The sequence below is a fragment of the Rugosimonospora africana genome (genome assembly GCF_016862975.1).
GTDB lineage: Bacteria > Actinomycetota > Actinomycetes > Mycobacteriales > Micromonosporaceae > Rugosimonospora > Rugosimonospora africana.
On record NZ_BONZ01000030.1, the window covers coordinates 54,972 to 68,106 of the forward strand.

Annotated in this window: 10 protein-coding genes; 8 read left to right on the forward strand and 2 right to left on the reverse strand. The window is 69.9% G+C overall.

What is annotated here, in order from left to right; all coding sequences use genetic code 11:
* Positions 1-51: 51 nt before the first annotated feature.
* The 3 genes from Raf01_RS50540 to Raf01_RS15300 all read left to right on the forward strand — a co-directional run bounded on the left by Raf01_RS50540 (position 52) and on the right by Raf01_RS15300 (position 4,567).
* Positions 52-2,847: an ATP-binding protein gene (locus tag Raf01_RS50540; RefSeq protein WP_203918540.1), complete on the forward strand. Its 2,796-nt coding sequence runs from the start codon at positions 52-54 to the stop codon at positions 2,845-2,847.
* 143 nt (positions 2,848-2,990) lie between these two features.
* Positions 2,991-3,782, forward strand: coding sequence for an alpha/beta hydrolase (locus Raf01_RS15295; protein ID WP_239133630.1), 792 nt, complete (start codon positions 2,991-2,993; stop codon positions 3,780-3,782).
* Positions 3,779-4,567, forward strand: coding sequence for an SDR family NAD(P)-dependent oxidoreductase (locus tag Raf01_RS15300; protein ID WP_203918542.1), 789 nt, complete (start codon positions 3,779-3,781; stop codon positions 4,565-4,567). The genes Raf01_RS15295 and Raf01_RS15300 overlap by 4 nt, the downstream gene beginning before the upstream one ends.
* Positions 4,568-4,702: 135 nt before the next feature.
* On the opposite strand, the gene Raf01_RS15305 is transcribed toward Raf01_RS15300, so the two are convergent.
* Complete coding sequence (locus Raf01_RS15305) at positions 4,703-5,119, reverse strand: winged helix-turn-helix transcriptional regulator (protein WP_203918543.1); 417 nt, start codon at positions 5,117-5,119, stop codon at positions 4,703-4,705.
* 119 nt (positions 5,120-5,238) lie between these two features.
* On the opposite strand from Raf01_RS15305, the gene Raf01_RS15310 reads away from it, so the two are divergent.
* Positions 5,239-6,057: an NAD(P)H-binding protein gene (locus tag Raf01_RS15310; RefSeq protein ID WP_203918544.1), complete on the forward strand. Its 819-nt coding sequence runs from the start codon at positions 5,239-5,241 to the stop codon at positions 6,055-6,057.
* A gap of 44 nt (positions 6,058-6,101) precedes the next feature.
* On the opposite strand, the gene Raf01_RS15315 is transcribed toward Raf01_RS15310, so the two are convergent.
* Positions 6,102-7,724, reverse strand: coding sequence for an NB-ARC domain-containing protein (locus tag Raf01_RS15315; RefSeq protein WP_203918545.1), 1,623 nt, complete (start codon positions 7,722-7,724; stop codon positions 6,102-6,104).
* Between the two features lie 259 nt (positions 7,725-7,983).
* Between Raf01_RS15315 and Raf01_RS15320 the strand changes: the two genes are divergently transcribed.
* The 4 genes from Raf01_RS15320 (at position 7,984) to Raf01_RS15335 (ending at position 13,076) form a co-directional block, all read left to right on the forward strand.
* On the forward strand, positions 7,984-8,406 hold the full coding sequence (locus Raf01_RS15320; protein WP_203918546.1) for a hypothetical protein: 423 nt from the start codon (positions 7,984-7,986) through the stop codon (positions 8,404-8,406).
* Positions 8,407-8,750: 344 nt separating this feature from the next.
* A complete protein-coding gene (locus tag Raf01_RS15325; protein ID WP_203918547.1) occupies positions 8,751-10,628 on the forward strand; it encodes a sialidase family protein in 1,878 nt (625 codons plus the stop codon).
* Positions 10,629-11,049: 421 nt separating this feature from the next.
* Positions 11,050-12,270, forward strand: a complete 1,221-nt coding sequence (locus Raf01_RS15330) for an ROK family protein (RefSeq protein WP_239133631.1) — start codon at positions 11,050-11,052, stop codon at positions 12,268-12,270.
* Positions 12,271-12,569: 299 nt separating this feature from the next.
* A complete protein-coding gene (locus Raf01_RS15335) occupies positions 12,570-13,076 on the forward strand; it encodes a flavin reductase family protein (RefSeq protein WP_203918548.1) in 507 nt (168 codons plus the stop codon).
* The last annotated feature ends 59 nt before the right edge of the window (positions 13,077-13,135 follow it).

Genomic DNA, 13,135 nt, shown 5'->3' on the forward strand with positions numbered 1-13,135 from the left:
TGACTGTTCCGCGGTTCCTGGGCCCGGTGGACACGAGGCGCCGTCCGCTGAATGCTCGACTCTGTGAACGTGAACATGACCATCGGGCAGCGTCTCCTCGGGCGCGACGACGAGCTGCGATCCCTGTTCGGGCACCTGGACCTGGTCGGCGCCCGGGGGCGCGCGATCTGGCTGGTCGGAGAGCCTGGAGTGGGCAAGAGCGCGCTGCTGGTGGGGGTTGCGGAGTATGCGCGGTCTGTCGGGTTCACCGTGCTCACCGCCCGAGGCAGCCAGTCCGAGACGCACCTGCCCTTCGCCGGCCTCCACCAGGTGCTGCGGCCGTTGTTGCCTCGTGCCGACCGGTTGCCGGCCGTGCAGCGCGACGCCCTGCTCGCCTGCTTCGCCATGAGCGACTCGGCCGACGTCAACCCGTTCTTCACCTTCTTGGCGGTCTTGGAGCTGATCGTCGACTCGGCGGGTCTGAAGCCCGTCCTGGTGTGTCTCGACGACGTTCACTGGATGGACCAGCCGTCGATCGACGCGCTGGCCTTCGTCACCCGCCGGATCGCCGGTGAGCGGGTGATCGTGCTGTGTACGTCCCGAACCGGGACTCTGCCGTTCGCCGACGCCCACACGATTGAGCGGATGGAGTTGGACGGCATCGATGAGGCCGCGTCGGCCGCGTTGCTGGACTCGCGGGCGCCGCACCTGCCCTCGCCGATGCGCGATCGGGTACTGCGGGAGGCCCGGGGCAACCCGCTCGCCCTGCTCGAGTTCGGCGCGGCGCTGGAGTCGGGGCGGTACGCGTGGACCGAGTTGGACGAGGACCTGCCCATGACCACGCGCCTGGAACAGGCGTTCGCGGCACGTGCCGAACACCTCGACCCGGCCGCACGCGCGGTCCTGACCATTGCCGCGATCGACGACGGCGACGACCTCAACGATGTCCTCTCGGCCGCGGAGGTCCTCCACGGATCGCCCCTCGACCGGGTCGCGGCGCAACCGGCGTTCGAGCACGGGCTCCTGAGCCTGGTCGGCGAGCGGTACCGAATCGCTCACCCGCTGGTCGGTTCGGCCCTCCGGCAGGCCATGCCGCTGGCCACGCGCCAGCGGGCGCACGCGGCGCTCGCGCGTGTCCTGGCCGCCCATCCCGACCGCGCGGTGTGGCACCGGGCCTCCTCGGTGTCGGGACGGGACGAGCAGATCGCGGCGGAGCTGGAACAGGCGGCCGACAACGCCCAACGCCGCGGTGCGGTCGCCTCCGCCGCCGCGTGGCTGGAGCGGGCGGCCGCGCTGAGTCCGGACCCGCAGTCGCAGGCCGCCCGGCTGCTCAGCGCCGCGGAACTCGGCTACCAGTTGGGTCGGTTCGGCCAGGTCGAGCAGATCAAGGCGCAGGTCACCGGGATGCCACTCCGGGCCCGGGACCGGTCCAGGCTGGCGTGGCTGGAGGGGGTCTTCCACGACGGCTCGACGGGTGAGCCCGCCGAAGTACGTCACCTGGTCGACCTGGCACGGCACGCCGCGAGCACCCAGGACTTCGACCTTTCCATGCAGCTGCTGGTCGGCGCGGCCCGAAGGGTGTGGTGGCGCGACCCCGGTGAGGCGGTGAGGCACGAGATCGTGGTGGCCGCCCAGCAGGTGGCTCTGCCGGCCAGCGATCCGCGGCTGCTGGCCATCTACGCACTGTCCGAGTCGCACGAGCAGGGGCCGGTCGTCATCGAGCAGCTCGCGCGGTGGCCCGCGGACGCGGATGGGCGGCCGGACCTGGCGGGACTGTTGGGCATCGCGGCGTTCTGCACCGGCGACTTCCGCCACGCCGTCGCCTTCCTGTCCACGCCCGTCCAGGAGCTCCGCGCACAGGGCCGGATGAGCCTGCTTGCCGAGGCGCTGGCGATCCGGGCGTGGGCCGAGATCTACCTGGGGGTCTTCGACGTGGCGAGCTCGGCCGACGAGGCCATGCGGCTCGCCGACGAGACGGGGCAGTCCCTGTGGGCCGCCACCGCACGCATCGCCGTGGCCCTGATCGACGCGGTGCGCGGGGGCTGGGACACACGCCACGACCTGCTCTCGGAGGCCGAACGTGTGGCGCTGCGGACCCCGAACGCCGCGTCGTCTCTGCTCGCCGGCGTACAGCTCGCCCGTGGCATCGCCGAGTTGGGGGCGAACCGTCACGAGCTGGCGTACGGGGAGCTCCGACGCGTGTTCCTACCCGCCGATCCAGCCTTCCAACGGATGCAGCAGCTGTGGACCCTCGGCTACCTGGCCGACGCCGCCGTCCGCACCGGGCGCCGCGGGGAGGCGAGGACCATGTTGACCTCGATGGAACAGATCGCGGGTGCTTCCCCCTCGACGGGGTCGATCATTGCTCTGGAGTACTCCAGAGCGGTGTTGGCAGACCGCGCGTCGGCCGAGTCGCTCTTCCAGGCCGCCATGGACGGCGCGAGCCGCCAGCTGCCCTGGCATCGAGCCCGTGCCGAACTGGCGTACGGCTCGTGGTTGCGCCGGCAACGACGCGTCGTGGAGTCCCGCGAGCCGCTGCGGGCGGCCAGGGCCACTTTCGACTCCGTCGGCGCCCGCACCTGGGCGCAGCGGGCTGACCAGGAACTCCGTGCCACGGGCGAACGCGGGTGGCAGCCGACCTCGAATCCGCGTGAGCTGCTCTCGCCGCAGGAGACCCAGATCGCCGAGCTGGCCGCACAGGGGTTGTCCAACCGCGAGATAGGCCAGCGCCTGTTCCTGTCACACCGGACGGTCAGTTCACACCTGTACCGGATCTTCCCGAAGCTCGGAGTCGCCTCCCGGGGTCAGCTGGCCGACGCGCTGACCGACCATGGCTATCAGGTCTCGCCGGCATCTTCAGTCATCTGACGCTAGACACCGCCCCCGGGCACCGGACGCCTGGGCACCTCGTGCAGGGCCACGACTGAAGTCCGGCGGCCCCGCGTCGTCCTACTGTGCTTGCGACCGCTGTGGTGCGTCAGGCGCACAGCTCGTGATGAGTGGAGACAACCGTGGGAACGCCCGTGCTCTTCGTCCATGGCCTCTGGCTGCACGCCTCGTCCTGGGATCCGTGGGTGCGGCTGTTCCGGGACGCCGGCTACGAACCGCAGGCTCCGGGCTGGCCCGGCGACAGCGACACGGTCGAGGCGTCGCGCGCGAACCCGGACGCGATCGGTGACCACGGCATCGACGACGTCGTCGCGCACTATGCCGGCATCATCGAGCGGCTGCCGTCGGCGCCGATCTTGATCGGGCACTCGTTCGGCGGGATGATCGCGCAGAAGCTGCTGGGCCAGGACCGGGCGCTGGCCGCCATCGCGATCGACGCCGCGCAGATCAAGGGTGTGCTCCCAGTGCCGCTGTCGGCGCTCAAGGCGACGCTGCCGGTGTTCAAGAACCCTGCCAACAGGCACCGAGCCGTCTCGCTGACCCCGGAGCAGTTCCGGTTCGCCTTCGCGAATGCCGTTTCCGAGGAAGAATCGGACCAGCTTTTCGAACGCTGGACGATCCCGGCGCCGGGGCGGCCGCTCTTCGAAGCAGCCGCCGCGAACTTCAACCCGCACTCCCCGGCCAAGGTCGCCACCGACAACCAGACCCGCGGGCCCCTGCTGCTCATCGCCAGCGGCAAGGACAACACGGTCCCGGAGTCCGTCACCCGCGCGACGCTCAAGCAGTACCGCCACTCCGAGGCCGTCACCGACATCGTGACTTTCGCTGACCGATCGCACTCGCTGACCGTCGACTCGGGGTGGCGCGAGGTGGCGGAGGCTTGCCTGACCTGGCTGAAGGAACAGTCACTGTGAACCTGGGCCTTGCCGGCAGGACCGCCGTGGTGACGGGCGCCAGCAAGGGCATCGGACTCGCGGTGGCCCAAGCACTGCTCCACGAGGGCGTCCGGGTCGCCGCGGGCGCCCGCAACGGCTCGCCCGAGCTGAGGGCACTCTCCGATCAGGGTGAGGTGGCCATCGTTCTCGACGACCTCACGACGGCGGCCGGATGCCAATCGCTGGTCGACGAGGCCGTGGCCCGTTTCGGCGGCATCGACCTGCTCATCAGCAACGTCGGTGGAGTCCATCCCCGCACCGAAGGCTTTCTCGGGGTCACCGACGCGGACTGGCGATGGGCGCTGGAGGTGAACCTCATGTCTGCCGTCCGCGCCACGCGGGCGGCGATCCCGCACCTGGTCCGGTCCGCCCCCTCGGCGATCGTCGCCATCTGCTCGGTGAACGCTTCGCTGCCGGATCCCGGCGTCATCGACTACAGCGCCGCCAAGGCGGCGCTGCGAAGCTTCTGCAAGTCGCTGTCCAAGGAGTTGGGTCCGTCAAGGGTCCGGGTCAACACGGTCAGCCCAGGGCCCGTGGAGACGTCTCTGTGGCTGGGGCCCGGCGGTGTGGCCGACACCGTGGGACGGGCACGAGGTCTCGACCCTGTGGCCGTGAGGGAGGCCGCAGTCGCCGGCACTCCGACGGGGCGTTTCACCCGTGCGGACGAAGTCGCCCAGGTCGTGCTGCTCCTTGCCTCCGAGACCGCCGGCAACGTCACCGGAGCCGACGTGCTCATCGACGGCGGCATGGTCAGCACCCTTTAGCGTGCCTCGGCGGCCGGCCCCGCCGGCCGCCCGCCGCACTCGGCGGCCGGCAGGGCCGGCCGCCGAGTGCGGCGGGGGACATCGGACCGGGCGGCCCGTGTCTGTCCAGTGTGGACGACGGAGCGGTCGCCCGGGTTACCGCGTCGGTCTGGTGTCGTAGTCGCGCCGGGCCCGGTCGACCTTGTCGAGGTTGGTGGTGGCCCACTGGGAGAGGCTGGCGAACAGCGGGGCGAGGCTGCGACCGAGGTCGCTGATCTCGTATTCCACCCGGGGCGGAACCTCGGTGTGGTAGGTCCGCACGACCAGCCCGTCGCGTTCGAGTTGGCGCAGCCGCTGGGTCAGCACCTTCGGGGTGATCGAGGAGATCGACCGTTCCAGCTCGACGAACCGCTGCCGGCCGTATTCGTTGAGAGCCCAGAGGATCGGTGTCGTCCAACGGCTGAACACGATGTCGACCACGGGCGCGATCGGGCAAGCCTGCTCGGGGTCGATCGGCGCGGATCTCTTGGCCGGCGCGGGTGCCTTGGATGTGGGCGCCTCGGGTGTGGGCATGTGGTGTCCCTCGGGGTAGTCACTTTCCTCTAGGTACCTACTATACCGGCGGTGCTAGCTTCGTCGAGTCGCCGCGGGCGGCGCGCTGGATCCCAGCGCTTTCTCGAAGGAGCTTGATGATGATTATCGTTACGGGGGCGGCCGGGAACGTCGGTCGGCCGCTGATCGAGGCCCTCACCGAGGCCGGGCAGACGGTCACCGCCGTGGGGCGCCGACCGGTCGACGGGCGGCCGGCAGGCGTCGGGTACCGGGCCGCCGACCTGGCCGATCCGCAGACGCTGCGGCCGGTCCTCGACGGTGCCGACGCGCTGTTCCTGCTCGTGGCGGGGGACGACCCACACGGCATTCTGGATGCCGCCAAGGCTGGCGGGGTGCGCCGGGTGGTGCTGCTGTCGACGCAGGGCGCGGGTACCCGGCCGGAGTCCTACCGCCACCCGCGTGCCTTCGAGGAGGCGGTCACCGGGTCGGACCTGGCGTGGACGGTACTGCGGCCGGGCGGGTTCGACTCCAACGCGTACGCCTGGGCGCCGGGCGTACGGGAACAGCGCACGGTCGCCGCACCGTTCGGCGACGTCGGCCTGCCGGGCATCGATCCGGCAGACATCGCCGAGGTGGCGGCCGCGGTGCTGGTCGGGGACGGGCACGCGGGCCGGGTGTACGAGTTGACCGGGCCGGCCCTGATGTCGCCGCGGCAACGGGCCGAGGCGATCGGCGCCGCGCTGGGCGAGCCGGTCCGGTTCATCGAGCAGACCCGTGACGAGGCCCGCGCCCAGATGCTGCGGTTCATGCCCGAGCCGGTGGTCGAGGGCACCCTGGCCATCCTCGGTGTACCGACCGCCGCGGAGCAGCGGATCAGCCCCGACGTCCAGCGGGTTCTCGGCCGCGCGCCGCGTACCTTCGCCGACTGGCTGGGCCGCCACCTCGCAGCCTTCCGGTGAGGCCGCCCGGTCGACCGGTGCGTGGCCGCCATCGGCGGTGACCCTCACTTGTGGACGCCCACCGTCCCTGGGTAGTAGCCGCCATCGACGTAGCTGTGCAGGATCGCGGAAAGACGGACGGCGTGTTCAGGCCAGCCGCCGGTCGCGGCTCGCCTGACGATCGCGTTGAGCGTGGTGCGCTCGGCATCCAGCCAGGAACGGGCGGTGCCCGAGCCGATCGGTGCGGCGGCGGGCCGCGTGGAGTACGGGCTGTTCGCCGCGGCCGTCGCCTCGGTCAGGAAGTAGTCGAACAGACGCGTCAACGCGGCCCGCTGAGCCGACGGCGCGTCCTCGTCGCAGGCGCGGTCCGCGGCGAACGTGGCGACAAGGTCGTGCAGAACGTACCGGCCGGACGTTGTGCGTTGGAGCAGATGGTCGTCGTGCAGGTGTCGCAGTTCGTCGGCCGCCGCGGCGGTGCTCGTGCCCGCGAGCGCGCCGGCGATGTCCGCGCTCAGGTCCTGACCGGGGTGCAGAGTCAGTAGCCGTAGCAGGCGACGCCGTGCGGCGGGAAGGTGCTGATATGACAGCTGCAGGGCCAGTTCGACCTGCGACTCGAGCCGTCGGCGGCGGTGCCGATCCTCGATCCGCTCGGCGTGGTCGGCCAGCGTCCATCCGGGACTGGCCCCGATCTGCGCGGCGATCAGGCTCAGGGTCAGGGGAAGGCGGTCGCAGTGCCGCACGATGCGCATCAGCGCGTCCGCGTCCACTCCGGCCGTCGTGCCCGAGACGGCGCGAGCGAGATAGGTCGTGGCCTCTTCGGGAGTGAGAACGTCCAGTACCAGCCGATGTACCGCCTGGCCGGCCAGGTTCAGCCGTCGCCGTGTGGTGACCAGGGCCAGACAGCCAGCTGTCTGTGGCAGCAGCGGTTCGACCTGACTCGCGTCGGCCGCGTTGTCGAGCACTATCAGGATCCGCGCGCCGGTCAGCTGTTGACGAAACAGCTCTGTCCGCGCGTCGGTTTGACGCGGTAGGTCGGCAGCGGGCGTTTCCAGCAGACCCAGGAAGCCGTCGAGCACGGTGACCGGGTCGGCCGGTGCCTGAGCGGGATCGGGATGGAAGCCGCGCAGGTTGACGTACAGGACGCGCTCGAAGAGTCCCTGGCGGATGAACTCGTGCGCGGCATGCACGGCCAGTTGAGTCTTGCCGACACCGGCCAATCCCTCGATGGTGATGGCTGCCGGCCGGCCGGAGCCGGCCAGGTCCCGCAGCGCGCGTAGCTCCCGGCCGCGGCCGGTGAACCACCGCAGATCCTCCGGCAGGATGTCCTGGGCGCGGATCTCGCTGGCGGTGTGGGCCTTCGCGCCGATGTCACGCAACGCCTGCCGCCACCCGCCCAGGTAGCCCACGTCGGTGTGCAGCGCGCGTACGACCGCGATGAGCAGATCGCCATTGAGCCGCCGCCGCCCTGTCTTGAAACAGTCCGCGACCGTGGACTTCCTCGCGCGCTCGCCGGGCGGGCGTCCGGCCGCCGACCAGATCCTGTTTACGCGCTGGGTAATGGCGTCATAAGACGGGTTTCCGGCCCAAGCCTTCAATGCCCGTAAGACGTCAATGAGTTCCGCGAGGGTGCCCGCCTGACTCGGGTCAGGAGGCATCCCGAACGCACGCACTACTACCGGCTCGGTCATCGGTCAACTCCCCGTATTGAAGACCATTGACAGCCGGAATCATGTTAACGGCAACCCGGCCGCATTGGGGACCATGACGGCTGCGAAGAATTCAGGCCCGGTCACGCGGACGGGACTGCCATCCGGGATCGTCCGGATTTCTCGCCACCGTCCCGCGGTTCGGCGACAGTCGATGTCGGTAACCACCTGGGCTCAACCGGGCCGGGATGGTCCAGTCCTTCAGATCCAGCCGGGAGGCATCATGCTACGGAAGTTGCTCATGACCACCGCGGTGTCCGCGGCTCTGCTCACGGCCGGAGCCGCACCCGCGCTCGCGGCGGAGCCCGCCGCGGTTCATCCGGCGGCGAGCGGGGGTGGGTGCCAGCCATACAGCGAGGGCCTACAGGTGTGCATCAGCTGGAAGACGGGTGTCGGGCTTTCCGCCGACTTCTACGTCACCAAGTGGAATCCGATCGCCAGTGGGTGGAAAGGTTCTCTCAACATCGTCGTGTGCCCGTCGGGGCACACAGCCTGCGACGGCCCCCCGGCCAACCGCACTTACTCGATCACGTCGCCGACCACCCACTATGGATCCATCACGAGTTCGCCTGGCGGACATGGAACGGCCTACTCGGTGGTCTCGCTCTACAACGCGTCCGGTGGCTATGTGAATGCCTACAAGAGCCCCGTCGAGACCTACTGACGATTGCCAATACCCGAATTCGAAATCACCTCCCTCGAATGAGGCGGGCGTCCGGCGGCCGGAGGAGCCGTCGGACGCTTTGCCGTAACCGTAGGCACAGCCGATGCCGGGAGACGGGTCGCCCCAAGGGGCTTGCGGTGCTCGACGTAGGACGTAGGATGTCCTCATCGACGTACGCCAAGGCCGATGGGGCTGGAAGGATCGCGGTTGTCCGGCTTGGGACGTGGGATGTCCGCCTACCTGTCGTACCCGGAGGTCGACAGGTAGGCGTCGTCATACGGCCCCTTCGCCGGCCGTTCGACGCGATCCTCCCCGGCGGTGACCCGTGGAGGTATCGCAATTCGATGATCAGACAAAGACGCCGTCTACTGTCCACTGTGGTGATTGCGGCGATGGCGGCCGCCTTGCTCACCACCGGCACCGCGTACGCCGCCGAGCCGTACCACGAGGAGACCGCGGTCTTCACGGCGAACACGGAAGGCCACTTCTGTTACCGGATCCCGGCGATCGTCAAGGCCGCCAACGGGGATCTGCTCGCGTTCGCCGAGGGTCGGGTCGACAACTGCAACGACCGGGGCAACATCGACCTGGTGCTCAAACGGTCGCACGACGGCGGCCGCACCTGGGGGCCCTTGCAGATCGTGTCGCGCGGCAACGGCGACACGCATGGCAACCCGATGCCGGTCGTGGACGAACGTACCGGTCGGGTCGTGCTGTTCACGACTCACAACCCGGGCACCGGAACCGGCGGTCGGGTTCCGTACCTGCAGGTCAGTGACGACAACGGGGCGACCTGGACCGCTCCGCGGGAAATGACCGAGTTGCTGCGTCCGGAGTGGACGAGTTGGTATGCCACCGGTCCCGGGCACGCCATCCAGCTCACGCGTGGCCCGCATGCCGGCCGGCTGGTGATCAGCGCCAACCACGAGGGTGGGACGCCTTCTCCGGGCATCCTCCTCGCCTACAGCGACGACGACGGGAACACGTGGCAGATGGGCGCCGACGGCGGTGGCGCCACCCCCGACATCGCCGTCAACGAGTCGAGTCTGGTGGAGCTGACCGACGGGCGGATCTACGTCAACGTGCGGGAGGGCGGAACGGCCCTGGGAACCCGGGCGTACGCGATCTCCAGCGATGGCGGTGAAAGCTACGACGCGCCGTTCCAGATGGTGCCCGAGCTGACGATGCCTGTCGTGCAGGGATCGATGGTGCGCCTGGACGCCACCGACCAGGGCGACGCGGGCAACCGCATCCTGTTCGCCGGACCCGCCAACCCCGGCAAGCGTGAGGCTCTGACGATCCGGTCGTCGTTCGACGAGGCGCAGAGCTGGCAGACGTGGCAGCAAGGCAAGGTCATCAGCTGGGGTCCGGGCGGGTACTCCGACCTGGTGAAGATCGGGAACGATCCCGTCGAGGGGCCCGTGGCCGGGGTGCTGTACGAAGGCGGCACGGTCGCGCTGTACGAGGTGATCGAGTTCGTCAGGTTCAACGAGGCGTACCTCGACACCCCCAACGGCACACCGCCGAACCTGCCGCCGCCGCCAGCGCCGGGGCCGACCACCCCGGACGCGTCACCGCGCTACGACAACACCGCCTATGTGCGCGGCGGGGCGACGCTGACCGATGGGCGCTTCGGCGACGGGCTCGCGTTCGACGGCGTCGACGACCGCGTGGAGGTGCCGTACAACAGCGACGTCGACCTCGGAGACGGCGACTTCACCATCATGACGTGGTTCCGGTACAGCGCGACCACCGGTCAGCACACCCTCTGGTGGTTCTACCAATGGGGTACCGGCGCGGCACAGATCTGGCTGCGGGCGTACCCGGTGAACAACCGCATCCAGGCCGTCGTCGGCACCGGCCAAGGCGACGCGAACATCACCATCCAGGGTGCGTACAACGACGGGCTCTGGCACCACGTCGCGATGCGACGCACGGCGACCCGGGTCCAGGTCCTCATCGACGGCGCCACGGTCGCCGACGTGGCCGCCCCCCGCGGCTCGGTGACCACCGGCAAGGAGTTCGGCATCCAGAGCATCATCCTCGGCCAACGGATCGACCAGACCAACGTCGACCCGTTCCACGGCACCCTCGACGAATTCCGCGTCTACGGCCGCGCCCTCAGCGATGAGGAACTGCGGGAGATCCGGCAGCACAACGTACCCATCGCCGGGCAGCTCCGGCTCCGCCTCCCGTTCACGACCATCAAACCTCAGCAATAGCCGCGGCGACGGTGCCCCGCCGGACGCCTATGAGAATCCAGGCGTCCGGCGGGGCACCGCGCTGGCGAACCACCCGGCGCGGGACCGTGATGTGAGACACGGTTCAACTTCCATTAAGCCTATGGGTACAGTAGGGATCGTGAACGGCTCACTGCTCTGGTCCCGGCGCGAGATCGACCTCGCGTTCTTCGCCAGTGCGCTGTGTCGGCGCTGACTGGCTGTTCTACCGTTCGCACCGCGGCGCCCGCCATTGTCAGCGGGGCCAATCTGATCCATCGAGCCGGCGGCACCTCGTAGTGGGGCCCGGCGGGATCCCCGCTTCTCCGGTCATCCGCGACCGCTAGCGATATCTGATGCCACGCGGGCTTGTGCCGCGACGGCGTTCATCCTTCCGGGTGACTCACCTGTGGCGAGGTGGTTCGTGAACGAGCCGGCCGGCATCGGGCGTACGACCCGGCGGGGCGACCTGCCACCGCCCGTGCCTCAGAAGTCGCGAGACACGGCAGGGGAGGTGCTGCGCACCATCCTCGACCATGGGCCGATCGCGCGCAGTTCGGTCGCTCGGGCGGCGCGCCTGTCCGCGGCTTCGGTCAGTGGCGTCGCTGCCTCGCTGCTGGACCGTGGACTCGTCCGTGAGGTTCCGGAGGCGGCCGGGCCACCCGGTGTCGGTCGGCCGCACGTGCCGCTGAACATCGACACCGACGGCTTCGCGGTCATCGGCGCGCACATCGCGGTCACACACACGACGGTTGCCCTGCTTGACCTTCGGGGACGGGTCATCGCGCAACGCCGGGATCCGCGCGGCGGTAGCGACCCGGACGACGTCCTCGCCGCACTCGCCTCACGGGTGGCCGCCCTCCGCGACGAGTACGGCCGAGGGCGCCGGATCCTCGGCCTCGGTACCGCGACGGGCGGCTGGGTGGACGCCGCGAACGGCGCGGTCGTCGAACATCCGCTCCTCGGATGGCACGACGTTCCGGTCGGTGGCGTGCTGGCCGAGGCCACCGGGCTCCCGGTGCGTCTCGACGGCAACTCCCGCGCGTTGCTCACCGCCGAACTGCTGTTCGGCGCCGCCGCCCGGCGTGCCCGGGACAGCGCGGTTCAGCTCTTCGTGGGAGATGCCGTCGACGTGGCCTTCGCGTTGGGCGGCACCGTCCATCGCGGTGTCCGGTCTGCCGCCGGCGCTGTCGCTCACCTGCCGGTGGAGGGCTGCCGTGAGGTCTGTGCCTGTGGCCGCACCGGCTGCCTGCAGGCCGTTGTCTCCGGCCAGACGCTCGTGCGCCGTGCGCTGGCCGGTGGACTGATCGACCGGCCCGACTTCCGCGCCCTGGTGGGTGCGGCCGTCGCCGGACACGAAGAGGCGGTCGCGATGTTCGAGGAGCGGGCCCGAGTCGTGGGCCGGGCCGCGGGCGCGCTACTCGACCTGTTCGACCCGGCGGTTCTCGTTGTGGTGGAAGCGGGTGCGAACCGGTTGCCCGGACTGTTCGGGACGGTACGAGCCGAAGCGGCGGCCTGGTCGGATGGGGGCGCCGCCGCGGCCAGAGTCATTCGGCCGACCAGCTTTCCGGACAACGTACTCGCGGTCGCCGGAGGCGCGGTCGCCCTCGACCGGGTGTATGCCGCGCCGCTGGACACGTGCTGATTGCCGTCCTTCGCCGTCGGAGGAATCGTAGTTAATTCAGCCCGGCGCATAGTTGTCAACTAAGCCCATCGGATTAGTATGAATTCTGTGCTGACGATGACCCAGACACCGAGCGGTCCGATCTCGGACCGGGCGTGTCCGGTCGCGTCCTGTCATCGCTGACACCGGCACACACGCCCGACGCCCGCTCCCGCCCGCCGTGCCGCGGGCCGGATTCGCCCTGGCGTACTTCGACATCCGAGCGGAAGCCGACCTCAGATCCGAGCAGCCGACCTCAGATCCGAACGGAGCCGACCCCTATGACCACCGTCGCCCCCCGATCACGCCTATCCCTACCGGTCGACGCCGCGTTGTTCCGCCAGGTGTTCCGGCGCCACGCAGCGGGTGTCGCTGTCGTGACCGCCGACGCGGGACGCGGCCCCGCGGGCGTGACCGTGACATCCCTCGCCTCGCTGTCCGCCGAACCGCCCCTGCTGTCCTTCAGCATCTCGGCGACCGCGTCGACCTGGCCGCACCTTCGGGACGCCGACACTGCTGTCGTGCACCTGCTGGGAGCGGCGCACACCGAGTTGGCGCGGACCTTCGCCACCAGCGGTATCGATCGGTTCGCCGCGCCGACCCGCTGGCGCCGGCTGCCGACCGGCGAACCCGTCCTGGACGGTGCCGCCGCCTGGTTGCGGATCTGGCTCGAACACCGCCACCCCGCCGGCGGTTCGCATCTGGTCATCGGCCTGATCGAAGAGGTGGGGATCGCCGAAGCCGGCGGCCCGTTGCTCTATCACGACGGCACCTACCACGCCCTCTGAAAGCACACCTTCTGAAAGCACGCCCGCTGAAACCACGCCCTGTGAAAACCACGCCTCGA